14 protein-coding genes and 1 pseudogene are annotated in these 22,746 nt (G+C 72.1%); 5 read left to right on the top strand and 10 right to left on the bottom strand.

What is annotated here, in order from left to right:
- Positions 1–19 precede the first annotated feature (19 nt).
- On the bottom strand, positions 20–2,167 hold the full coding sequence (locus CTZ28_RS12095; RefSeq protein ID WP_121889336.1) for an ATP-binding SpoIIE family protein phosphatase: 2,148 nt from the start codon (positions 2,165–2,167) through the stop codon (positions 20–22).
- Between the two features lie 158 nt (positions 2,168–2,325).
- Here CTZ28_RS12095 and aspS point away from each other — a divergent pair, with 158 nt between their 5' ends.
- Positions 2,326–4,089 (top strand): aspartate--tRNA ligase, encoded by a 1,764-nt coding sequence (aspS, locus tag CTZ28_RS12090; RefSeq protein WP_121889335.1) that lies wholly within the window; start codon positions 2,326–2,328, stop codon positions 4,087–4,089.
- Positions 4,090–4,216: 127 nt separating this feature from the next.
- Positions 4,217–5,158: an intradiol ring-cleavage dioxygenase gene (locus CTZ28_RS12085; RefSeq protein ID WP_121889334.1), complete on the top strand. Its 942-nt coding sequence runs from the start codon at positions 4,217–4,219 to the stop codon at positions 5,156–5,158.
- A gap of 76 nt (positions 5,159–5,234) precedes the next feature.
- Here the strand turns inward: CTZ28_RS12085 and metG are convergent, their stop codons facing one another.
- Together metG and CTZ28_RS48180 are read right to left on the bottom strand one after the other, a co-directional pair.
- Positions 5,235–6,956, bottom strand: coding sequence for a methionine--tRNA ligase (gene metG, locus CTZ28_RS12080; protein WP_121889333.1), 1,722 nt, complete (start codon positions 6,954–6,956; stop codon positions 5,235–5,237).
- A 188-nt stretch (positions 6,957–7,144) separates the two neighbouring features.
- Positions 7,145–8,665, bottom strand: a complete 1,521-nt coding sequence (locus CTZ28_RS48180; protein ID WP_259471566.1) for a VWA domain-containing protein — start codon at positions 8,663–8,665, stop codon at positions 7,145–7,147.
- 1,571 nt (positions 8,666–10,236) lie between these two features.
- On the opposite strand from CTZ28_RS48180, the gene CTZ28_RS12070 reads away from it, so the two are divergent.
- Positions 10,237–12,303 (top strand): PhoX family protein, encoded by a 2,067-nt coding sequence (locus tag CTZ28_RS12070; protein WP_121889331.1) that lies wholly within the window; start codon positions 10,237–10,239, stop codon positions 12,301–12,303.
- 17 nt (positions 12,304–12,320) lie between these two features.
- Here CTZ28_RS12070 and CTZ28_RS12065 read toward each other — a convergent pair whose 3' ends face one another.
- From CTZ28_RS12065 to CTZ28_RS12050, 4 genes and pseudogenes are all read right to left on the bottom strand, one after another.
- Positions 12,321–14,264: an FUSC family protein gene (locus CTZ28_RS12065; RefSeq protein WP_121889330.1), complete on the bottom strand. Its 1,944-nt coding sequence runs from the start codon at positions 14,262–14,264 to the stop codon at positions 12,321–12,323.
- A 40-nt stretch (positions 14,265–14,304) separates the two neighbouring features.
- Positions 14,305–14,820: pseudogene (locus CTZ28_RS12060) on the bottom strand (endonuclease/exonuclease/phosphatase family protein); the annotation flags it as partial.
- A 96-nt stretch (positions 14,821–14,916) separates the two neighbouring features.
- Positions 14,917–15,927, bottom strand: coding sequence for a hypothetical protein (locus CTZ28_RS12055; protein ID WP_259471565.1), 1,011 nt, complete (start codon positions 15,925–15,927; stop codon positions 14,917–14,919).
- Between the two features lie 484 nt (positions 15,928–16,411).
- Complete coding sequence (locus CTZ28_RS12050; RefSeq protein ID WP_121889329.1) at positions 16,412–16,852, bottom strand: hypothetical protein; 441 nt, start codon at positions 16,850–16,852, stop codon at positions 16,412–16,414.
- Positions 16,853–16,997: 145 nt separating this feature from the next.
- Between CTZ28_RS12050 and CTZ28_RS12045 the strand changes: the two genes are divergently transcribed.
- A complete protein-coding gene (locus tag CTZ28_RS12045) occupies positions 16,998–18,188 on the top strand; it encodes a PP2C family protein-serine/threonine phosphatase (RefSeq protein WP_121889328.1) in 1,191 nt (396 codons plus the stop codon).
- Between the two features lie 62 nt (positions 18,189–18,250).
- Positions 18,251–19,309: a hypothetical protein gene (locus CTZ28_RS12040; RefSeq protein ID WP_121889327.1), complete on the top strand. Its 1,059-nt coding sequence runs from the start codon at positions 18,251–18,253 to the stop codon at positions 19,307–19,309.
- 13 nt (positions 19,310–19,322) lie between these two features.
- Here the strand turns inward: CTZ28_RS12040 and CTZ28_RS12035 are convergent, their stop codons facing one another.
- The 3 genes from CTZ28_RS12035 to CTZ28_RS12025 all read right to left on the bottom strand — a co-directional run bounded on the left by CTZ28_RS12035 (position 19,323) and on the right by CTZ28_RS12025 (position 22,706).
- Positions 19,323–21,290: a YncE family protein gene (locus CTZ28_RS12035; protein WP_121889326.1), complete on the bottom strand. Its 1,968-nt coding sequence runs from the start codon at positions 21,288–21,290 to the stop codon at positions 19,323–19,325.
- Positions 21,291–21,516: 226 nt separating this feature from the next.
- The gene (locus CTZ28_RS12030) at positions 21,517–22,416 is read right to left on the bottom strand and encodes a 3-hydroxybutyryl-CoA dehydrogenase (RefSeq protein ID WP_220795324.1); all 900 of its coding nucleotides are present in this window, start codon (positions 22,414–22,416) and stop codon (positions 21,517–21,519) included.
- Positions 22,413–22,706 (bottom strand): aldehyde dehydrogenase family protein, encoded by a 294-nt coding sequence (locus CTZ28_RS12025; protein WP_121889325.1) that lies wholly within the window; start codon positions 22,704–22,706, stop codon positions 22,413–22,415. Before CTZ28_RS12025 ends, CTZ28_RS12030 begins: the two co-directional genes overlap by 4 nt.
- Positions 22,707–22,746 lie beyond the last annotated feature (40 nt).

The following is a 22,746-nucleotide window of genomic DNA, read 5'->3' as shown; positions in this document are numbered from 1 at the left end:
AGGACCCCGTGTCCCGCCGTCACCCCTGTTCGTGCAGTTCGAACCAGATGGTCTTGCCCTCGCCTCGTGGGGTCACCCCCCATGCGTCGGCGAGCAGTTCGATCAGGACCAGGCCGCGCCCGGAGGAGGCCAGCTCGCCCGGGCAGCGCTTGTGCGGGAGGTCGTCACCGGCGTCGGTGACCTCCACCCGCAGCCGGCGCCGGCCCGGCCCGCCGCCGACCTCGGCGACCAGCAGCGCGTCCGCGTCGGTGTGCACGAGCACATTGGTGACCATCTCGGAGGCCAGCAGCACCGCGGAGTCGACCTGGTCGGCCGAGGCCCAGTCGTGCAGCAGTCCGCGCAGGTGCCGGCGGGCCTCGGCGATCCGCTCCGGCTCGGTCTGCGCCACGGCCAGCAGCGAACGGCGGACCGCCGGGCGTCCGGCGCCGCTGCCGTCCGTGCCGGCCGTGCCGGCCGTGCCGTCTTCGGGTGCCCGGCGTACGAGCAGCAGCGCGATGTCGTCCTCGCGCCGGTCGGCCAGCGGGCCGGTGGTGTGGTGCGAGGAGGGCCCGTGGACACCCTGCACCAGGGCGTCGGCGAGCGACTCCAGATCGCCGTCGTGTTTTTCCAGGATGGTGCGGATGCGCTGCCAGCCGCTGTCCATGTCATGGCCGCCGGTCTCGATCAGACCGTCGGTGCAGATCACCATGGTCTCGCCCGGCTCCAGCACCAGGCGGGTGGTCGGATAGTCGGCGTCCGGGTCGATGCCTAACGGCAGCCCGCCCGCGGTCGGCCGCATCATCACCGTCCTGTCCGCCATGCGTATCGCCGGTTCCGGATGCCCGGCGCGGGCGATCTCCAGGACCCCGGACACCGGGTCCGCCTCCACATACAGACAGGTCGCGAAGCGCAGGTCGGCGGTGTCGTCGGTGCCGGTGGTGATGCCGTGCAGAAAGCGGGAGGCACGGGAGAGGACCGCGTCCGGGCGGTGGCCTTCGGAGGCGTAGGCGCGCAGTGCGATCCGCAGCTGCCCCATGAGCCCGGCGGCCCCCACGTCATGACCCTGTACGTCCCCGATGACCAGCGCGTATCTGCCGCCGCCCGGCTGGGTGCCGCTGCCGGGCAGCGGGATGATGTCGTACCAGTCGCCGCCGACCTGGAGTCCGCCGCCGGTGGGGATGTAGCGGGCGGCCACCGTCATGCCGGGGACCTCGGGGCCCAGGTTGGGCAGCATGGAGCGTTGCAGGCCGTCGGTCAGCTCCCGTTCCGACTCGGTGGCCTCGGCCCTGGACAGCGCCTGGGCGAGCATGCGGGCCACCGTCGTCAGCACGGACCGTTCGTCGGGGGTGAAGTCGACCGGGTAGGTGAAGGCCGCCAGCCAGGCGCCCATCGTGCGGCCGGCGGAGGTCAGCGGCAGGAACGCCCAGGACTGGCGGCCGAACGGCTCGGCGAGCGGCCAGGTGACCGGGTAGCGGCTGCGGTACTGCTCGGGCGAGGACAGATAGACGGCACGGCCGGTGCGCACCACCTCCGCGGCCGGGTAGTCGGTGGTCAGCGGCATATTGAGGAAGGGCGCCTCGTCGCCCGACTGCTGCCCGTGGTGGCCGATGACCGTCAGACGGTCGCCCGTCCCGGCGAACACCGCGAGCCCGTCCGGTGAGAACCCCGGCATCGACAGCCCGGCGGCCACCCGCAGCACCTCAGCCGTGGACCGGGCCTCGGCGAGCGCCCGGCCCGCGTCCAGCAGGAAGGCCTCCCGGGAGCGCCGCCAGTCGCCGTGGACCGCGCGCCGCCCCGCCGGGGTGCCCGGCGTCGGCTCGGTGACCTCCTGGAGGGAACCGATCAGATCGAAGGTCCGCCGCTCGCGGTCGAACGACGGCTTGGACCGGCTGCGCACGGTGCGTACGACACGGCCCCGCTCGTCCATGATCCGGATCCGTACCTCGGCGAGGGTGTCCTCGGCGAGGGCGAGCCGCACCACCCCGGTGACCTCGTTCCAGTCGACCGGATGCAGCCGGGCCCGGGTCTGGGCCTGGGTGAGGGTGGCCCGCTCGGCGGGCAGGCCCAGCAGCCGCGCCGCCTCCGCGTCCACGGTGACCAGTCCGGTGGCGGTGTCCCAGTGCCACAGTCCGGTCGCGAGCGTGGTGAGCACGTTTTCCACCGCGGGCATGGGATCACCGGTACGCATTGCCCCACTTTAAGAAGAGGTGATCGAAAATTTCCACTGGTCACCGACTGTTCATCGACTCCGGAACGATGGGGAGTCGATCTTGGGCGGCCCGGTAGGCTTGGGGGGAGTTTCACGTGAAACAAGCCCCTCGATCCGCGAAGGCTGGATGAACGACGATGCATCGGTACAGGTCCCACACCTGCGGCGAGCTCCGCGCCTCTGACGTCGGCACCGACGTCCGGTTGAGTGGCTGGCTGCACAATCGGCGCGACCTGGGCGGCATTCTCTTCATCGATCTGCGCGACCACTATGGCATCACCCAGCTCGTCGCCCGCCCGGGCACCGAGTCGTACGAGGCGCTCGACAAGCTCTCCAAGGAGACGGTCGTCCGGGCCGACGGCAAGGTCGTCTCGCGCGGCGCCGAGAACGTGAACCCGGACCTGCCGACCGGCGAGGTCGAGATCGAGGTCGGCGCGGTCGAGGTGCTGGGCGCGGCGGCCCCCCTGCCCTTCACGATCAACACGGAGGACGGGGTCAACGAGGAGCGGCGCCTGGAGTACCGCTTCCTCGACCTGCGCCGCGAGCGCATGCACCGCAACATCATGCTGCGTACGTCGGTCATCTCCGCGATCCGCCACAAGATGGTGGCGATGGGCTTCAACGAGATGGCGACCCCGATCCTGTCCGCCACCTCCCCCGAGGGCGCCCGCGACTTCGTCGTGCCGTCCCGGCTGCACGCGGGCAGGTTCTACGCCCTGCCGCAGGCGCCCCAGCAGTTCAAGCAGCTGCTGATGATCTCCGGCTTCGACCGCTACTTCCAGATCGCGCCCTGCTTCCGTGACGAGGACGCCCGCGCGGACCGTTCGCCGGGCGAGTTCTACCAGCTCGACGTCGAGATGAGCTTCGTCGAGCAGGAGGACATCTTCCAGCCGATCGAGAAGCTGATGACGGAGCTGTTCGAGGAGTTCGGCGGTGGCCGTCATGTCACCTCTCCCTTCCCGCGCATCCCGTTCCGCGAGGCGATGCTGAAGTACGGCTCCGACAAGCCGGACCTGCGCGCCAAGCTGGAGCTGGCCGACATCACCGATGTCTTCGAGGGCTCGGAGTTCAAGGCCTTCGCGGGCAAGCACGTGCGTGCGCTGGCGGTGCCGGACGTGTCCGCGCAGCCCCGGAAGTTCTTCGACCAGCTCGGCGATTTCGCCGTCGCGCAGGGCGCCAAGGGCCTGGCCTGGGTGCGGGTCGCCGAGGACGGGTCGCTGTCCGGCCCGATCGCGAAGTTCCTCACCGAGGAGAACGTCGCCGAGCTGACCAAGCGCCTGTCGCTGGCGGCCGGCCACGCCGTGTTCTTCGGCGCGGGCGAGTTCGACGAGGTCTCGAAGATCATGGGCGCCGTGCGGGTCGAGGCCGCCAAGCGCGCCGGGCAGTTCGAGGAGAACGTCTTCCGCTTCTGCTGGATCGTCGACTTCCCGATGTACGAGAAGGACGAGGAGACCGGCTCGATCGACTTCTCGCACAACCCGTTCTCCATGCCGCAGGGCGGTCTGGAGGCCCTGGAGACCCAGGACCCGCTGGACATCCTCGGCTGGCAGTACGACATCGTCTGCAACGGCGTCGAGTTGTCCTCCGGTGCCATCCGGAACCATGAGCCGGACATCATGCTCAAGGCCTTCGAGATCGCGGGCTACGACCGCGAGACGGTGGAGGAGAAGTTCGCGGGCATGCTCCGCGCCTTCCGCTTCGGCGCCCCGCCGCACGGCGGCATCGCCCCCGGCGTCGACCGCATCGTCATGCTCCTCGCGGACGAGCCGAACATCCGCGAGACGATCTCCTTCCCGCTCAACGGCAACGCCCAGGACCTGATGATGGGCGCGCCCACGGAGCTGGAGGAGGCCCGGCTGAAGGAGCTGCACCTGTCGGTGCGCAAGCCGCAGCCGAAGTAGTCGCACCAGCACAAGGGCCGGAGACCGACGGCGGTTTCCGGCCCTTGTGCCGTCTGCGGCAACCGGTCCGGGAAAGCACAGTCCATTCCCACGGTCCTGACAGACTCCTTCCCTAATTTCCGTGGCCATGACGGAACAGGGAACGGCTCACGAGCCGAAACACAAGCAGGATCTGACGCGTCGCAAGGTGGTCGCCGTGGGCGCGGGCGCCGTGGTCGCCGTCGGTGTCGGCGGTACGGTCGCGACCGGGGCCTTCGCCGGTGACACCGGTGCCGCGGACGCCACGGCGACGGCGAGCAGCAGCGCGGGCGCGTGCTACAAGCTCACCTCGGAGACCGTCGAGGGCCCGTACTACATCGACGCGGACAAGATCAGGCAGGACATCACCGAGGACCAGGAGGGCATCCCCCTGACCCTCACGCTCAAGGTGATCGACGCGGACACCTGCAAGCCGGTCAGGAACGCGGCCGTCGACGTCTGGCACTGCACCGCGCTCGGCGTCTACTCCGGTTACGAGTCGGTCGGCAACGGCGGCGGTGGCGGAGCCCCTTCCGGCGCCCCCACGGACGCCCCCTCCGGCACTCCCACGGACGTACCGTCCGGCACTCCGACGGGCGAGCCGCCGTCCGGCGGGCCGGGCGGCGGCGGAGGCGGCCATGTCGAACCCACCGACGACGAGCGGTATCTGCGCGGCACCTGGAAGACCGACAAGCACGGCACCGTCACCTTCACGTCCGTCTTCCCCGGCTGGTACCAGGGGCGCTGCGTCCACATCCACGTCAAGGTGCACGTGGACGGCGCGTGGACGGACGCCGGGTACGAGGGCGGCCACACCTGCCACACGGGCCAGCTGTTCTTCGCGGAGGAGGCCGTGCTCCGCACGGAGGACGTGGCGCCCTACTCGGCCAACGCCGTCACGCGCACCACCCTCACGGAGGACACGATCTACCCGCAGAACGGTGCCGAGGGCGGCCTGCTCACCCTCAAGTACAACAAGAACAGGATCAGCAAGGGGGTCCGGGCCGCGCTGACGCTGGGCGTCACCCCGGACGAGACCCACGAAGGCTGACGCCGGCGGGCGCCCCACGCGTCACGACAGGGGCCCCGGAACCGTCCACCGGTTCCGGGGCCCCTGCCGTGACGCACTACGCGGCGGTGTCGCCGCCGCCGAAGCGCTCCTTGTAGGTCTCCAGGTCGTCGTCCGTGAGCTTGGCGAACAGCACCGGCGGGACCGTGAAGGGGGTGCCGGCGGGGACCGAGGCGAGGGCGCGGGCCTCGTCCTCGGAGACCCAGGGCGCCGTGTCGTCCGCCAGGGCGAAGGCCGCGCGCATGGCCGCCGACGCCGACGGGATGAGCGGCTCCGAGACCACCGCGTACAGGTGGATCAGGTTCATCGCCGTGCGGAGTGTGAGGGCCGCGCCGTCCTTGTCGGTCTTGATCTCCAGCCAGGGGGCCTTCTCCTCCAGGTAGGAGTTGCCCGCCGACCACAGGGCGCGCAGCGCCGCCGCGGCCTTGCGGAACTGGAGCGCCTCCAGGTGCTCCTCGTACTCGGCCAGCAGCCGGGCGATCTCCGCGCCGAGCTTCGTCTCCGCCTCGCCGGGCGCGCCGCCCGCCGGGACCTGCTCGCCGAAGCGCTTCTTCGAGAAGGACAGCACCCGGTTGACGAAGTTGCCGAGGGTGTCGGCCAGGTCCTTGTTCACCGTGGCGGTGAAATGCTCCCAGGTGAAGGACGCGTCGTCCGACTCGGGGGCGTTGGCGATCAGGAAGTAGCGCCAGTAGTCGGCCGGGAGGATCTCCAGGGCCTGGTCCGTGAAGACGCCCCGCTTCTGCGAGGTGGAGAACTTTCCGCCGTAGTACGTCAGCCAGTTGAACGCCTTGACGTAGTCGACCTTCTTCCACGGCTCGCGGACGCCGAGTTCGGTGGCCGGGAACATCACCGTGTGGAAGGGGACGTTGTCCTTCGCCATGAACTCCGTGTAGCGGACGTCGGTGTCGACGTCGTACCACCACGACTTCCAGTCCCGGCTCTCCGGGTTCTGGTCCGACCACTCCTTCGTCGCGCCGATGTACTCGATCGGGGCGTCGAACCAGACGTAGAAGACCTTGCCCTCCGCGGCCAGCTCCGGCCAGGTGTCGGCCGGGACCGGGACGCCCCAGTCCAGGTCGCGGGTGATCGCGCGGTCGTGCAGGCCCTCGGTCAGCCACTTGTGGGCGATGGAGGACGCCAGCTGCGGCCAGTCCTTGTCATGGCGGGCGACCCACTCGCGGACCTCGCTCTCCAGCTTCGACTGGAGCAGGAAGAGGTGCTTGGTCTCGCGGACCTCCAGGTCCGTGGAGCCCGAGATCGCCGAGCGCGGGTTGATCAGGTCGGTCGGGTCGAGCACCCGGGTGCAGTTCTCGCACTGGTCGCCGCGGGCCTTGTCGTAGCCGCAGTGCGGGCAGGTGCCCTCGACGTAGCGGTCCGGCAGGAAGCGGCCGTCGGCGGGGCTGTACACCTGGCGGATCGCGCGCTCTTCGATGAAGCCGTTCTCGTTGAGCCTGCGGGCGAAGTGCTGGGTGATCTCGACGTTCTGCGGGCTGGAGCTGCGGCCGAAATAGTCGAAGGCCAGCCCGAAGCCGTCGTAGACCGCCTTCTGGGCGTCGTGCGCCTGGGCGCAGAACTCGGCGACCGGGATGCCCTGCTCCTTGGCGGCCAGCTCCGCGGGGGTGCCGTGCTCGTCGGTCGCGCAGATGTACAGCACGTCGTGGCCGCGCCGGCGCAGGTACCGGGCGTACACGTCCGCCGGGAGCATGGACCCCACCATGTTGCCCAGGTGCTTGATCCCGTTGATGTACGGAAGGGCGCTGGTGATGAGGTGTCGAGCCATCGCGGGCTGCTCCCAAGTCGCTACGTGGGGTGACGGTCGGCCGTTTTGCGGGTCGTCTTCGTCGTTTACGAACCTTGAAATCGTAGCCGACACGGGTGCGCCGCCCGCCTCCCGTTTTACGGGGTGGGAAGCGGGCGGCGCGGGACGGGGGCCGGGGCGGGGTGGCCGGGCGGGGGTTACGGGTGGGGTTACGGGCGCCAGTCGGCCAGTACGCCTTCGTACAGCTCCGCGTCCGTCAGCTCGCGGGGGGTGGGGCCCGCGTGGAAGAAGGACGCGTTGCCGGTCTTCAGCTTGCGGAGGTAGTCGAAGGCCTTGTTGTCGTGCTCACCGAAGGCGACGAAGGAGAAGTAGACGGCGGGGTGGTTCTTCGCCGCGTCCGTGAGGGCCTGGGTGGCGGGGGTCTTGGCGTCGGGGGCGCCGTCCGTCTGGAACACGACGAGTGCCGGGGTGGTGGCGGTCGTGGACTGCTCGCGGTGGGCGAGTACGGCTTCCACGGCGGCGTGGTAGCTGGTACGGCCCATGCGGCCGAGGCCGGCGTGGACCTCGTCGATCTTGTTCTCGTGCGCGGTGAGGGTGAGGTCGGTGGTGCCGTCCACTTCCGTGGAGAAGAAGACGACGTGGACCGTGGCCTCCGGGTCGAGGTGGGCGGCGAGGGCGAGGGTCTGCTCGGCGAGGGCCTGGGCGGAGCCGTCCTTGTAGTACGGGCGCATGGAGGCGGAGCGGTCGAGTACGAGGTAGAGCTTGGCGCGGGTGCCGGTGAGGTTGGCTTTGGCGAGGGCGTCTGCGGCGGACTTGTGGGCGGTGGCCAGGCCGGTCTCGGCGAGGCTTGTCTCGGCGGTGACCGTCTCGGCTTCGCCGTCGCCGGATGTGTTCCCACCCGCACCACCCGTGCGGCTCTCGTCGTCACCTGCGGGTGGCCCCGCCGGGGCGCCTCCACCGTCGGCGGCCACCGGTTCCGATCCGGGGGCGACCTCGGTGACGGGGGCGGCGACTGCCTCCGGCTCGGCGTCCGCCTTCGGCTCCTCGGCCTCCGCCGCCGCGGGCTCGGCCTCAGCGACCGGCGTCGGCTGCGTGACGGTCTTCGTCCGGGGCTCGGGGTCGGCCGTCGCCGTCGGTTCCGTTGCGCGCTCGCCGACAGGCACCTGCTCTTCCTCAATGTCAACGGCAGGCGCCGGCGTCGGCTCCTCGGCCTCCGGGGCGGCCTCGGGCTCGTTGGCCGCCTCGGCGTCCGAAGCAACCTCCGACGACGGAGCGTGCTCCGCCTCCGCGGGTTCCGTCGCGGTCGCGCCGTCCCCCTTCTCCACGTCCGCCGATCCGGCGACGTCAACCGATCCGGTCTCCGCGGGCACTCCGACGGCGTCCGCCGACCCAGTAGCGTCAGCCGATCCGGCCTCGTCGGGCACCCCGGCCGCGTCGGCCGACACGGTCTCGTCGGGCGCCTTGGTCGTGTCGGCCGATGCAGCTTCGTCCGTTGATCCGGCCGCGTCCGCCACCTCAGCGGCGTCAGCTGCCCCAGTTCGGTCCGTCGATCCGGCTGCGTCAGCCGATCCGGTCTTGTCGGGCACCCCGACCTCGTCAGCTGATCCAGTTGCGTCCGGTGATCCGGCTGCCTCGGTCGACACGGTCTCGTCGGGCGCCTCGGTCGCGTCGGTCGATGCGGCCCCGTCCGTCGATCCGGCCGCGTTCGTCGCCTCGGCAGCGTCCGCCACCGCAACTGCGTCGGCCGACCCAGCCGGGTCCGCCGATCCAGCTGCGTCCGGTGATCCGGCCGTGTCAGCCGACTCGGTTTCCGTGAGCGCCCCAGTCGCGTCCGTCGTCTTGGTCGTGTCAGCCACGTCAGCGGCGTCAGCCGACCCAATCCCGTCGGCCGACCCAGCCCGGTCCGCCGATCCGGCGACGTCAACCGATCCGGCTTGCGTGGGCGCTCCGACGGCGTTCGCCGATCCAGTCGCGTCAGCCGATCCGGCCTCGTCGAGCACCCCGGCCGCGTCGGCCGACACGGTCTTGTCGGGCGCCTTGGTCGCGTCGGCCGATGCGGCCCCGTCCGTCGATCCGGCCGCGTTCGCCGCCTCAGCGGCGTCAGCTGCCCCAGCTCGGTCCGTCGATCCGGTCTTGTCGGGCACCTTGGTTGTGTCGGCCGATGCAGCTTCGTCTGTCGATCCGGCTGCATTCGCCGCCTCGGCAGCGTCCGCCACCGCAACTGCGTCGGCCGACCCAGCCGGGTCCGCCGATCCGGTTGCGTCCGGTGATCCGGCGGTGTCAGCCGACGTGGTTTCCGCGAGCGCCCCAGTCGCGTCAGCCACCTCAGCGACGTCAGCCGACCCAATCCCGTCGGCCGACCCAGCCCGGTCCGCCGATCCGGGTTGCGTGGGCACTCCGACGGCGTCCGCCGATCCAGTTGCGTCAGCCGATCCGGTCTTGTCGGGCACCCCGGCCTCGTCAGCCGCCCCACCTCGGTCCGCCGACCCGGCTGCGTCAGCCGACCCGGTTTCCGCGAGCGCCCCGGTCGCGTCCGTCGCCTTGGTCGCGTCAGCCACCTCAGCGGCGTCAGCCGACTCAATCCCGTCGGCCGACCCAGCCCGGTCCGCCGATGCGGCTTGCGTGGGCACTCCGACGGCGTCAGCCGATCCGGCCTTGTCGGGCGCCTCGGTCGTGTCGGCCGATGCAGCTTCGTCTGTCGATCCGGCCGCGTTCGCCGCCTCGGCAGCGTCCGCCACCGCAGCGGCGTCAGCTGCCCCAGCTCGGTCCGCCGACCCGGCTGCGTCAGCCACCTCAGCGGCGTCAGCCGACCCAACCCCGTCAACCACCGCAGACCCGTCAGGCGACGTAGGCGTGTCGGTTGGGGCTGTGACCTTGTCGAAGGCTGCTGTGACCAGGTCGTGTTCTGAGGAGGCCTGTTGTTTCGGGTCTGCCTCTCGCGCCGCAGGCTCCGGCTGCGAAGGGGGCTGCTCCGCACCCTCTGCCGCGGCCGTGGGCCCCTTGCGTGATCGGCCGAATGCGTTCCGCAGGAGAGTGAGAATGCCCATGTGCGCAACCCTTCGCGTGAGTTGATGCCGTCAATCTCTGGCCAGGACGGACACGTAAGGTTAGCGGCCCTGGATGGTGATCTTGGGCAGGGGCGAGGGGTCCGCGGCCCCAGGGACGCATGCCTCGGCGGCCCGACCCGTAACGTCCTTGAAGGTCACCGCAGTTCACGCCTCGTTCATCTGGAGGCCGCCCGTCAGCACAAGCCTGCCCATACCGTCACGCCCACACCAAGGGTTCGCAAGGGGAGAGCAAAGTGCGCAATCTGCTGCCGATCATCAGCTCGCATTCGGGCGGACGTTCCGCCATGACCTGTCGCTTCCGGTGTGGTGACGCCTGCTTCCACGAGGTGCCCAACACCAGCTCCAACGAGTACGTCGGCGACGTCATCGCCGACGCCCTGAGCCGCCGTGGCGCGCTGCGCGCCGCCGCCGTGGTCACGGTGGCCGCCGCCGCGGGCTCCGCCGTCGTGGCCGGTGCCCCGCAGGCCGCCGCCGTCGAGGCGAAACACGGCAAGCCGGGCAAGCCCGTCAAACCCGCCAAGGCCGCGCGCGGCCTGCGGTTCGACGCGGTCGCCCCGAACACCGCCGACCAGGTCACCGTGCCCGGCGGCTACCAGCAGAACGTCGTCATCCGCTGGGGCGACCCCATCCTGCGCGGTGCCCCCGCCTTCGACCCGGAGCACCAGACTGCCGCCGCGCAGGCCGGGCAGTTCGGCTACAACAACGACTTCCTCGCCCTGCTGCCGATTCCCGGTGAGCGCAACCGCCAGCTGCTCGTGGCCAACCACGAGTACACGGACGAGGTCCTGATGTTCCGCGGGTACGACGCCGCCAACCCCACCCGCGAGCAGGTCGAGGTGGCCTGGGCCGCGCACGGGCTCGGGGCCGTCGTCGTGGAGGAGGACCGCAGGAGCGGCAAGCTGACCGTCGTCAGCCGGCACCACCTCAACCGGCGTATCACCGCCACCAGCGAGTTCCTGCTCACCGGGCCCGCCGCCGGTTCGAGCCTGCTGAAGACCTCCGCGGACCGGACCGGCCGCAAGGTGCTCGGCACCCTCAACAACTGCTCCGGCGGCACCACCCCGTGGGGCACCACGCTGCACGGCGAGGAGAACTTCAACCAGTACTTCGCCAACGCCGGCCGGGACACCGACAAGCGGTACGGCATCGGCACCGGCGCGTCCGAGCGCAAGTGGGAGCGGTTCGACAAGCGGTTCGACGTCGCCCAGGAGCCCAACGAGTCCCACCGGTTCGGGTACGTCGTCGAGTTCGACCCGTACGACCCGACGTCCACGCCCCGCAAGCGCACCGCCCTCGGCCGGTTCAAGCACGAGGCGGCCACCGTGCGGATGACGTCGGACGGGCGTCCCGTCGTCTACACCGGTGACGACGAGCGGTTCGACTACTTCTACAAGTTCGTCGGCAGCAAGCGGATGCGGCACGGCAACAGCCGCGCCGCGCGCGAGCACAACCTGACGCTGCTCGACGAGGGCACCCTGTACGTCGCCAAGCTCACCGGTGACTCCCCGGCGAGCGAGATCGACGGCAGCGGCACGCTCCCCGCCGACGGCGAGTTCGACGGCAGCGGCACCTGGATCCCGCTCGCCACCGCCACCGCGCGCGGTGCCGTCTCGCACGTCGAGGGCATGACCGCGGAGGAGGTCTTCGTCTTCACGCGGCTCGCCGGTGACAAGGTGGGCGCCACGAAGATGGACCGCCCCGAGGACATCGAGCCGTCGCCGCAGAGCGGCAAGGTGTACGTCGCGCTCACCAACAACACCAACCGCGGCAAGACGGGTTCGCCCGTCGCCGACGAGGCCAACCCGCGCACCAACAACAAGCACGGGCACATCCTCGAACTCACCGAGCGGCGCAACCACGCCGACGCCACCTCCTTCGGCTGGTCGGTGTTCCTGGTCGCCGGTGACCCCGCCGACCCGGCCACCTACTTCGCGGGCTTCCCGAAGGACCGCGTGAGCCCGATCTCCTGCCCGGACAACGTCGCCTTCGACGTGCACGGCAACCTGTGGATCTCCACCGACGGCAACGCGCTCGGCACGCACGACGGCCTGTTCGGCGTCGCCACCAAGGGCGACCGGCGCGGTGAGCTGAAGCAGTTCCTGACCATGCCGAACGGCGCCGAGACCTGCGGCCCGATCGTGCAGGAACGCCGTGTCCTGGTCGCCGTGCAGCACCCGGGCGAGGTGGACGGGGCGTCGGTGGAGCAGCCGGCGAGCGCCTGGCCGGACGGACCCGGGAAGATCGTGCGGCCGGCCGTGGTCGCCGTGTGGCGTGCGGACGGCTGCGACATCGGCGTCTGACGCACCGCGGGGCGGCGTCAGTGCGGGGACGCGATCGCCCGGGCCGCGGCGACTTCCTGGCGCAAGGGCTCCAGGACGCCGTCCGCCGGCCCGGTGAGGTCCGCAGGGACCGCGATCAGCGTCTCCGCCCGGCGCACGCCCTCCGACAGCTCCCTCAGCTGCCGGACCACCTGGTCGATCTCGGCGGCGGACGGGGGCGGGGCGCCGTGCCGCACCCGCACCCGTGCCGCCGTCGTGGCGTCGACGATGCGTTCCACGGCGACCACCAGCGGCCACCACGCGGCGGCGCGGCGGCCGGTGGGCGGGGGTTCGGTCAGGGCGCGCTGGAACTCGGTGCGGATGACCGACAGGTCGCGGTAGAGGCGGCGGCGCATCCGGGCACGGGCCGCCGGGTCGGTGTCGGGCCGGAAGGCCGAGTCGACGTAGCGGGCCGTGTCCGCCACCGCGTCGGCGAGCCGGTCGCCGACCCGGGTGTGCCAGCTCTCCGGCCACAGCAGATAGCCGGCGACCAGGGCGATGGCGCAGCCAAGGAGTGAGTCCAGCAGCCGCGGCAGCAGCAGCGCCGTCCCCTGGTGGTTCAGGATGTCCGAGAGCAGCAGGATCACCGGGGTGATCGCCGCGGTCTGGTAGCCGTAGCCGCGGGGCGTGAACGCGGGGATCAGCGGCGCGAGCGCCACCATCACCGCCACGTCCCACCAGCCCCAGGGCACCTCCGCGAGGACCGCCGCCGCGATCAGCAGGCCCGCCACCGTGCCCAGCGCCCGCAGCAGCGCGCGGGAGAACACCGAGCCGAAGTCGGGCTTGAGGACGAAGGTGATGGTGAGGGCGACCCAGTAGGAGCGGGGCACCGGCAGGATCGAGACCAGGACCTGGGCGAGGCCGATGCACAGGGCCAGCCGGAGGCCGTAGCGCCAGGAGTTGGCGGACAGGGTGACGCTGCGGGCGGCTCGCGCGGTGCGGATGCGCAGGGCGGCGGGGCCGCCGAGGCGGTCGTCGATGCCGCGGGGGTCCACGTCGGGTGCGGTCACGACGGCGGCGGCGTGCCGCAGGGCGTGGTCGACGGCCCGCGCGGTCTCGGTGGCCGGTTTCGGCAGGGCCGGGCCCGCCGGTGCGGGCCCGCCGTTCGCCACGGCGTCGGCGAGGCGGCGGACGGCCGCGGGGATCTCCGGGGGCAGTGGCCCGCCGGCCAGATGGGCGGCGGGTGCCGCCTCGACGACCGGGGTGATCGCGTTCAACTGGGCGAGCAGCCTGGTCAGTTCGGGGCTGCGGCCGTGGTGCCGGGCGCGCCGGGCGAGGATCAGGTCGTACGACTGGTTCAGGGACTGGGTGACCGCGCGGCGGGCGTCGTCGTACTCCTCGGTGCGGTCGGTGCCGGACGCGGCGAGCAGTGCGGCGACCGACCGGTACGCGTCCGCGACGGCCGTCCGCTCGGGCACTTTGGCGCGCAGCGGCCAGGAGAGCAGGGCGAGCAGCAGGACGAGCAGTCCGCCGCCGGTCATCAGGGCCGGGGCCAGCCACCAGGGCGGGGGCAGCGGAAGTCCCGCGCCCACGACGGCGTTCAGGAGCAGCAGCAGTCCCGACACGGAGGCCACCGCGCCGATCGTCGAGATCATCCCGGAGACCAGCGCGACGAGGGTGAGGACGCCGACCGCGAGCCAGCCGTGGCCCTGCACGGCCGAGCCGAGGGTGACGCCGACGGCGCCGAAGAGCTGCGGGACGGCGATGTTGAGGATCCGCAGATGGTAGGCGTCGGCGGTGTCGCCGATGACGCCGGACAGGGCGCCCATGGCGGCGAGCGCGCCGTAGGCGGGCCGGTCCATGGCGAGGCCCAGGGCCAGCGGCAGGGCCATGGCGACGGCGGCGCGGACCATGGCGGGGCGGTTGACGGGCGCCTGCTGCGGCCGGAGGTTCCGGACCAGCCAGTCGGGAGGGGTGAGGCTGATGGGGAACTCGCGGGACATGGCCCCATTATGTCCACGTCATGTCCGGGTCACCCCGGGCGGTCCTGGCGGGCCGGCTCGGGGCGCGGTCGTGCCCGGCGGGCCGGGCGGCGTCCTGCAGCCCGGTGTCGAGGAGGCGGCGGAAGGCGGCGTGGTCCTGGGAGGCGTTGAAGTCACCGGCCAGGACGGTCGGGGCGGCCGGGTCGGCGGCGGTGGACTGACGCAGCCGGCCCGGCTCGCGGCGCCGGACGCCGACCTGGCGGGGCGGCGGTGGCAGGGGGTGGGCGAGCTGGAGGCGTACGGCGTGTCCGCGGACGTCGGCGACGGCGCCGGGCATGCCCAGCGTGCCGGGGACGCCGGCGGTGCCGCGCAGCGGGTGCCGGCCGAGGATGACCGAGCCCGCCGAGCCGTCCGCCGCGACCGCCTGCCGGGCGGGGTAGGCGGCGCCGAGGTCCCGTTCCAGGGCGGCCCGGCAGCCGCGTTCGCGCTCCGCCACGAACGCCACGTCGGGTTTCCAGTGCCGGATCCCGGGGACCAGGGAGCCGGTGCCGCGGCCGAACTCCACGTTCGAGGTCAGCCCCGCAGCCCGGTGTCGGCGGCCCGGCAGTCGACGACGGCGCTGACCGCGGCGAGCGGCAGCGCGACGCATCCGATACGGGAGCGTCCGCCGCCGTCACGCTCCCGGGGTGGCTGTGGGGCCTCCCGGGGGCCAGCCCGCTCCCACGCCCGCTTCGGCCTGGACGGTCTCGTCCTCGAATGCGGCGGGGCGCTCCCGCCGGGGGGCGTTCCGGCGGGCCGGCAGGTCACGCGCCCGAGGGTGCGGAACGCGTACGTTCCGGGTCAGCCAGGTGATCAGGGCCACCGCGAGGCCGAGGCCCAGCAGCAGCCAGGAGACCATGCGCAGGGTGGCCGTGAGGGCGTCGTAGACGGCGCCGGCGGCCGGCTGGGGGACGTCGGTGGGCAGGTCGGCGAGGGTGAGCCGGCGGCCCACGGCGAGGGCGACGCCGAGCAGGGCGCCGCCCAGGGCCGTGCCGAGCGCGGTCGCGGTGATCGCGCGGCGGCGGTGGACAGCGAGGGCGATTCCGGCGACGGCGAAGACGACGGCCGCCACGGGGAGCCAGAACCCGGCGACTTCGAGCACGTGGAATCCCTTCCGGAGAGGTGCCAGTTCCTGTGCGGGCAGTACGGCGAACGCGGTGTGCTCGACCGGGATCCGGTCGGCGAGCGGCATGTGGTCCTCGGCGAGCTGGCGCTTGACCTGGGCGGTGACGGGGGCGAGGTCGACGGTGACCGGCTGTTCGAGCAGGCCGTCCTCCCCGCCCTCGCCACGCAGCGCGCGCAGTACGGCGTCATGGGTGGCGCGGTTGCCCTCGTCCCAGGCGAGCCGGAAGGCGCGGGTCTGGGTGAAGGAGTGCACCGCGTCGTGCACGAAGGGCCCGACGGCGCCCCGCACCGGGCGGACGTCGAGCTTCTGGTCGACCTCGCGCATGATGCCCGCCCCGACGGTGTCCGCGACCGCGTTGCGTACGTCCGGGTCGCTGGCGAGCGGCGCCATCGTCGTGACGTACCGGCCGGTGTCGGCGAGCCCGTACGCCGCCCAGGCCGCCAGTGCGCCGAGCGGCACGAGGAGGCAGGACAGCGTGATCAGCGCCGCCGACAGGGCGCGCCTGAGACGAGGGGGCACCCTTCCAGGCAACGGCCTACCGGCCCGGCACGCGACCGGTAAGACTGCATTCGGGTGGAACACAGCCCGTACTGGCCCCACCACACCGCACCGCGGCCCGCCGTGGCTTCCGGGCGGGCCCGCTCCCGGCGGAGCCCTCACCTCGGGCAGCGGTGCCGCGCCCGGCGGTGGTTCCGGCCCGGGGGCGCGCGGCGGCGGCCCCGACCCGGCTCCGGCGGCGGCCCGGGCGGCGGTTCCGGCCACGGTGCCGTGCCGTGCCGCGCTCGGTGCGGACCTGAATCCGCCGCTGCGGCTTCGGCAGCGGCGCCGTCCGGCGCTCGGCGGTGCTCCGGCCTCGACGCCGACGGCCATGCCGGTCCCCGTCGGCGGTGTCGGCCGCCGTCAACCGCCCGAGGGCGGAGCCGTGCAGCGCACTGACGCGTACTCGGCGACGATCTCGGCCCCGGTCCGGGTCGCAGCCCCGCTCACCGCCGCGGAGCGGGTGTCAGCGGATTCGGTGGCCCGTTGCGTCCTCGTGGGTGTAGTAGCGGTAGAAGAGCACGACGAAGAAGACCGCGGCGATGGCCAGTGACATGCCGGTGGTGCGGAGCACGGATTCTCCGGACTGGTTGTAGAGGAAGCCGAACGCGATGCCGCCGAAGGCGGTCCACAGCAGTGCGTGCAGCTCCCGCCGCAGACGCGGGGCCAGCGCCTGCACGCCCAGGTACACCAGGACGAACACGAGCGCGGTCACGAAGCCGAACAGGATGTTCCAGCCGGTGATGGGCCCGCCGCCGCGCCGGTTGGCCGCGGCCCAGTAGCCGTAGACGAGCCCGAGCAGGACGGGGAACGCCAGCCGGGCCCTCGCGTGGGTGTGCTCGCCGAAGATGTCGGGCGTCCGGCGGGTGCGGGGCACGACCTCGGACGTGGGTGCCGCTTGAGTCATGAGAGCCCTTCTCTCTCTCGCCCCCGAAAGACCGCCCCCGAATCCGCCCCCGGCTTCCAGCGCACACCTGGGGCGAGGGCCCGGCAAGTCGTGCGGCCCCGACCCCCGGATGCGGCCGGTGCGCACCCATGCTTCGCTGAGGTCCATGAAAGGCGGGCCGCACGCCGTGACCAGCTACGACGACGACGCCCCGCCGCGGCAGCTGCTGCGGATCCACGGGCTCAGCGTCGCGTGGCTGCCGCCGCTCCTGCTGCTCGCGCTGATCGTCGTGATCGACGTCAACACCACCGAGAAGTTCCGCGTCATCTCCTGGATCGTGCTCGTGCCCGGCACGGCCGCCGCGATCTGCGGGGTGTGGACCACGGGCTGGTTCGCGGTGCTCTCGCTGCTGGTGTACATCGTCGTGGACGCCGCCTGGCCGAGCCAGTACCAGGCGGGCCTGCCCGACTTCGTACTGGTCGCCCTCGGCGGCTTCCTCGCCACCCTCGCGTGCGCGGTCCGGCTGCGTACCGAGCGCCTCATGCTGCACATGCGGGACATCGTCGAGACCACCCGCCGTACCGTGCTGCGTCAGCTGCCGCCGGGCTGGGCCGGCCTGGAGAACGCGGCCGTCTACCTGTCCGCGGACACCCACGCCCGGGTCGGCGGCGACTTCTACGACATCCAGCCCGGCCCCCACGGCACCCGCGTGTTCGTCGGCGATGTGCAGGGCAAGGGCCTGGCCGCGGTGGACACGGCCGTCGCACTGCTCGGCACCTTCCGGGAGGCCGCCTACCACGAGCCGGACCTCGCGGCCGTGGCCGCCCGTCTGGAGACCCGGATGCTGCGCCACCGCCGGCACACCGCCGCCCTGGGCCGGAAGGACGGGGACCGGTTCGCCACCGCCCTGCTGGTCGGTTTCCCCGTCCGGGAGTCGGGCTTCGTGGAGGTCGTCAACTTCGGCCACGAGCCCCCGATGGCGGTCACCCCCGGCGGGGTGCGTCTGCTGCCGCCCGGTGACGGTCTGCCGCTCGGCATGGGCGAGTTCGCGGACGGACCGCCACGGGTGCACCGCGTGGCGCTGGGCGCCGGGGAGACTCTGCTGCTGGTCACCGACGGCGTCACGGAGGCCAGGGACGGGACCGGGAGGTTCTATCCGCTGGCGCAGGAGGTGACCCGGGCGGTGGCCGCGGACCCGGGCACGGCCGAGCCGGCGCGGCTGGTGGCCGTGGTGCGGGACGGCACGCTCCGCCACACCGACGGTCATCTCGCCGACGACACCACGGTTTTCGCGGTACGGCGGGTGATGGGCTGGACTCCCGCCCAGCTTCCCGTACGGGGACGATTGCGGTCCTGAGCCCCTGCTGTGCGGCAACAGCGGTTACCGTGCTGCCCTAGGTGATCGACAGGGGAGGGACGATGCCCGGAACCGTGCTGCTGCTCGCGGCCTCGCCGATGGGCCGGGGGCGCCTGGTCGACGCGGCCTCCGTGCTCCCCGTCCTCGCGGCCGTCGCACCCGACGTGCTCGCCGGCACGGACACCGCCAACGTGGTCGAACTCGCCGATCCGCTGGAGCCGCAGGCCGTGCTGACCCGGCTGCGCGCCGCCGCGGCGGCCCCCGGCCCGCTGACCGTGTTCGTCACCGGCCAGCTCCAGCTGGACCGGCGCCAGCACCTGCCGCATCTGGCGCTGGCCCGCACCACCGCGGCGACCGTCCGCTACACCGCCTTCCCCTGGCACTGGTTCCGCGAGGAGCTGCGGCTGCGTCCGTCCGGCGCGACCACCCTCGTCGTCGATCTGCACGCGGACGCCGAGACCTGGCAGCACCTGCGCAGCACGCCGCTCGACTCCGGCCGCAACAACCCCGTCTACGGCCGGATAGCACCGCCCCCGGCCCGCCGCACGGTCGCCGTGCCGTCGTACATGAAGGCGGTGGCGACGGTGCTGCGCAGCGGGCACCGGCCGCCGCTGGAGCAGCTGCACCAGCAGGTGCTGGCCCGGCTCGGCGAGGAGGCGGCGGGCGACGTCCTGCTGGCCGCGCCCGCCCCGGCGAGCGGCGATCCCCATGCCGCGATCGCCGCCGCCGTACAGGCAGGCCGGCACGCCGAGGCGGATGCGCTGGCCGCGCGGTGGGAGCAGGCCGCGGTGCGGGCGTACGGGCCGGGCTCCGAGGACGCGCTGCACTGGGCCGAGGTCCGTGCGGACCTCGCGATGTTCGCGGGGGACGCGGTGCGCAGCTGCCGCACCTGGCTGACCGTGGCCGGGGCCCGGCTGGCCGCGGGGCAGCCCGCGGACGCGCCCGCGGTGGAGGCGGCGGTGGACCGGGCCCACCACCAGTGGGGCCGCATCGGCGACGCGGCCCCGGCCCGGGAACTGGGCGCCGCCCTCGCGGAGTTGCGCCAACGGGTCCCGGGCCGCCGGCAGGGCGCCCTGGACCATGTCCAGCAGCATCTGCGGGAGTTGCAGATCCAGGGCTGAGCGGTCCGGCCCGTCAGCTGGTGAAGGTGAAGTACTTCCAGGCGCTGTGCGTGGCCGAGTTCACGGTGTCACCGGAGCTGCCGTTGACGTAGGAGGAACGCACCCTGAACCGCCAGCCGGTGTCGTGGGTGCCGCCCAGCCACACCTTGGACACGCCCGTGGAGCTGAGCGCGAAGTAGTCCGAGCCGGCGCCGTACCAGTGGCCGTCGTAGTACACCTGGAGCGCGAGACGCTGCTTGCGGCCCGGGTAGGCCGACATCGTGGTGGTGAAGAGCGGGTCCTTGGACTTGCGGAAGAAGTGGTACGTGTGACCCCACGTGCTCTTCTTCTTGTACTGGCCGCTGACCGCCGTGGACACCTTCACCCGGGCGCCGACCGTGCTGGACGCGGACCGCGGCTGGTAGCGGGCGTCGCCCGTGAACTTCGCCGTGACCTTGGTGTCCCGCTTGAGGTCCAGGGTGACGGACAGGTTCCCGCCGGAGTTGACCGTGCCGGACTTCACCAGCTTGTTCGGCTTGTCACCGCCGAACGGGTCGGCCCAGATCTCCACCTTGCGGTTCTTGTACGTCGTCCCCAGGTGCGCCGTGAACTTCACGTCGGCCCCGTACGAGTACACCTTGCCGTTGTTGGTGAGGGTGAGCGCGGGCTTGGCGCGGGAGACGTCGACGGAGTCGCTGCCCGAGCCCGCCGCGTGCCCGGCGTCACCGGCGTACGCCACCTTGTAGGTGACCTTGCCGCCGACCGTCAGGGTGTCGGTGAAGGAGTACGTGCCGTCGCTCTTCACCGTCGCCGTGGGCAGCTGCTTGCCGCTCTTCGACTCCAGGTCGGTGCGGGTCACCGTGAGCGGGGATCCGGCCGGGAGCGGCACCTTCGACGTGACCTTGCCCTTGACGGTGAGCTTCTTGGCGCGGGGCGCGGTGGCGGGGGCGTCGACCGTGACGGCTGTGGCCGCCTTGGTGGGGCTGGTCAGCACGCGCAGGGAGAAGACGTCGTTGCTGTTGGACGTCACCGCGAACAGGCGGGAGGCGTCCGTGGTCCAGGCGAGGCCGGAGGCGGCGAGCACGTCGGAGCCGGACGTGCTGCCCGTGTTCGGGAAGTCGTACTCGCGCACCGTCGTGGTGGCGCCGGGCCGGTAGATGTAGACGTCCGGGTCGTACCAGCCGTCGATGCCCGCCGCGACGGTGCCGTCGGGGGCGATGGCCACGGCGTTCGGGTACGCGTCGCTGGCGTAGCTGCCGTTCGCCGTGAGGTCGGCCGTCTTGAACACCGGGTGGTGGTACGGGGATCCGCTGGCCGTGATGACGTTCTGGCCGTCCGGGGTGACCGCGACGTCCCGGATGAACGAGCCCGCGGTGGTGGCGGCGAGCCGCACGGGGGCGCCCGTGGTGACGTCGTACGACACCAGGGAGGACGGGCTGCTGGCGGTCTCGCCGGCCAGCAGCATGCCCGAGTCCGGGGCCGCGTCCAGGAGCGGCGCCCCGTACCAGGAGCGCGTGGCCTGCCCCAGCGTGATCACGGGCTGCTCGCCCCTCAGGTCCACCGAGCCGAGGTCGCCGTAGCCCGAGGCGCCGTAGCCGAACCAGATCCGGTCGCCGGCCACGGCGACGCTTTGCGGCTGGTCGCCCACGGCGTAGCGGGCGGACTCGGTGCCGGTCGCGGTGTCGACGGCCACGATCGCGTCGTCGCCGCCGACCGCCGCGTACAGCGTCGCCGAGTCGGCCGACAGCTCCAGGCCCGCGACGCCCGGCAGGGCGGTGAGCTGCTGTACGACGGTCCCGCGGTAGTCGGTGACGACGATCTTTCCGCCGGTCGGATCGCTGACGAAGACCCGCTGATGGGCGGAGTCGACCACGATGTCGCCGGCCGACCTGACCGGCAGGATCTTGCTGGAATCGGCGTACGCCGGAGTGGTGGCGGCGAGTGCCGCGGAACTGAACAGGACCGCCAGGGCGGTGGCGGCGGGAAGAGTGCGGATACGCACGCTGGTTCGAACCCCCCGGAACGAAGAGATGTGGACGCCATGTGCCGGCTCCTGTGGTCCCCCTGTGAGCCTGATGTGGCGCGTGAGTGAAGACTAGGACGCGACGCCCAGCTCATGCCACCGACAATCCAGGGTCCACCTGGCCACCGCGCTCGGTCCGGCGGATCCCGGCCACGGGTCCCCTGTGCTCCTCGGCCGGCTCTCGATCTCGGCCGCTCACGGTGCTTCAAGCGTGCTCGGACGGTCGGCCTGTTGGCGCCTCATGGAGGTAGAAGCCGATATTGCTCTTGCGGCCGAGTCTGCCCCCGGCGACCATCCGCCGTAGCAGGGGCGGTGGGGCGTACGACACCTCCTTGTACTCCTCGTACAGGGAGTCCGCGATGGCCTGGACGGTGTCCAGTCCGATCAAGTCGCACAGGGCGAGGGGGCCCATGGGGTGCGCGCAGCCGAACACCATGCCGTTGTCGATGTCGTCGCGGCTCGCCGTGCCGTTCTCGACCATGCGGATCGCCGCCAGCAGATAGGGAATGAGCAGGGCGTTGACCACGAACCCGGCCCTGTCCTGTGCTCGGATCGGGTGTTTGCCCAGGGTGTGGGAGACGAGCGTCTGTGTCCGCTCGATCGTCCGCGGTGACGTGGTCAGCGCCGGGATGATCTCGACCAGCTTCTGTACCGGGGCGGGATTGAAGAAGTGCAGGCCGATGACGTTCTCGGGTCGGCCGGTGACAACCGCGAGATCTACAAGGGGGATCGAGGACGTATTGGAGGCCAGGATCGTGTCCGGGCCCACGACCGCGTCCAGTGTCCGGAATATCTCCGCCTTGACCTGCTCGTTCTCGACGACGGCCTCGATCACCAGGTCGCGGTCGCCGAGGTCGTGCAACTCGGTGGTCCAGCTCAGCTGCGCGAGGGCGGCATCGTGCTCGGCCTTCGTCAGTTTCCCTCGCGCGGTCGCGCGGGCCAGCGAATTCTCCAGCCGGTCACGGCCCGCGGCCAGCGCCTCCGGAGACGCTTCGGCGACCCGGGTGTCCAGTCCGGACCGTGCGAACACCTCGGCGATCCCGGCCCCCATCTGTCCGCTGCCGACCACACCGATCCGGAGACTGCTCGTCTCGACATCTCTCACCTGCGCCTGCTTCCCTTCCGACTCCGTGTCTCTCCGCACCTCGTGGCTACGCGCAGCCGACAGCCACCGTGTGCACCGAGGTGAAGAAGTGCTGAGCGGAGTTCCGCCGGCTCCGCCGCTGTCGTATCGGCGATCGCGGTCAGGACGGCCGCCCGGTCCGCGGCCGGAGCCGCGGCCCAGTCCACCTGGGCCCGGCGCGCGCGGTGTGCCGCGTCGGCCACGTCCTCGGGTGCCGCCGCGGCGGCGGCGACCCGCTGGTCCGGGCGTTGGGGAGAGAAGCTCGTGATCACTGTGGAGGTCCTTCGGGGCCGGCGGACGGGCTGGGCGGGC

Origin of the sequence: Streptomyces shenzhenensis, assembly GCF_003688995.1 — a bacterium.
Taxonomy (GTDB): domain Bacteria; phylum Actinomycetota; class Actinomycetes; order Streptomycetales; family Streptomycetaceae; genus Streptomyces; species Streptomyces shenzhenensis_A.
This window is presented reverse-complemented; position numbering and strand designations above follow the sequence as displayed.

What these genes read in the sequence shown, in the direction of transcription:
- CTZ28_RS12095 (WP_121889336.1), bottom strand. Translation starts at nt 2,167, where the DNA reads ATGCGTACCGGTGATCCCATGCCCGCGGTGGAAAACGTGCTCACCACG.
- aspS (WP_121889335.1), top strand. Translation starts at nt 2,326, where the DNA reads ATGCATCGGTACAGGTCCCACACCTGCGGCGAGCTCCGCGCCTCTGAC.
- CTZ28_RS12085 (WP_121889334.1), top strand. Translation starts at nt 4,217, where the DNA reads ATGACGGAACAGGGAACGGCTCACGAGCCGAAACACAAGCAGGATCTG.
- metG (WP_121889333.1), bottom strand. Translation starts at nt 6,956, where the DNA reads ATGGCTCGACACCTCATCACCAGCGCCCTTCCGTACATCAACGGGATC.
- CTZ28_RS12065 (WP_121889330.1), bottom strand. Translation starts at nt 14,264, where the DNA reads ATGTCCCGCGAGTTCCCCATCAGCCTCACCCCTCCCGACTGGCTGGTC.
- CTZ28_RS12050 (WP_121889329.1), bottom strand. Translation starts at nt 16,852, where the DNA reads ATGACTCAAGCGGCACCCACGTCCGAGGTCGTGCCCCGCACCCGCCGG.
- CTZ28_RS12045 (WP_121889328.1), top strand. Translation starts at nt 16,998, where the DNA reads ATGAAAGGCGGGCCGCACGCCGTGACCAGCTACGACGACGACGCCCCG.
- CTZ28_RS12040 (WP_121889327.1), top strand. Translation starts at nt 18,251, where the DNA reads ATGCCCGGAACCGTGCTGCTGCTCGCGGCCTCGCCGATGGGCCGGGGG.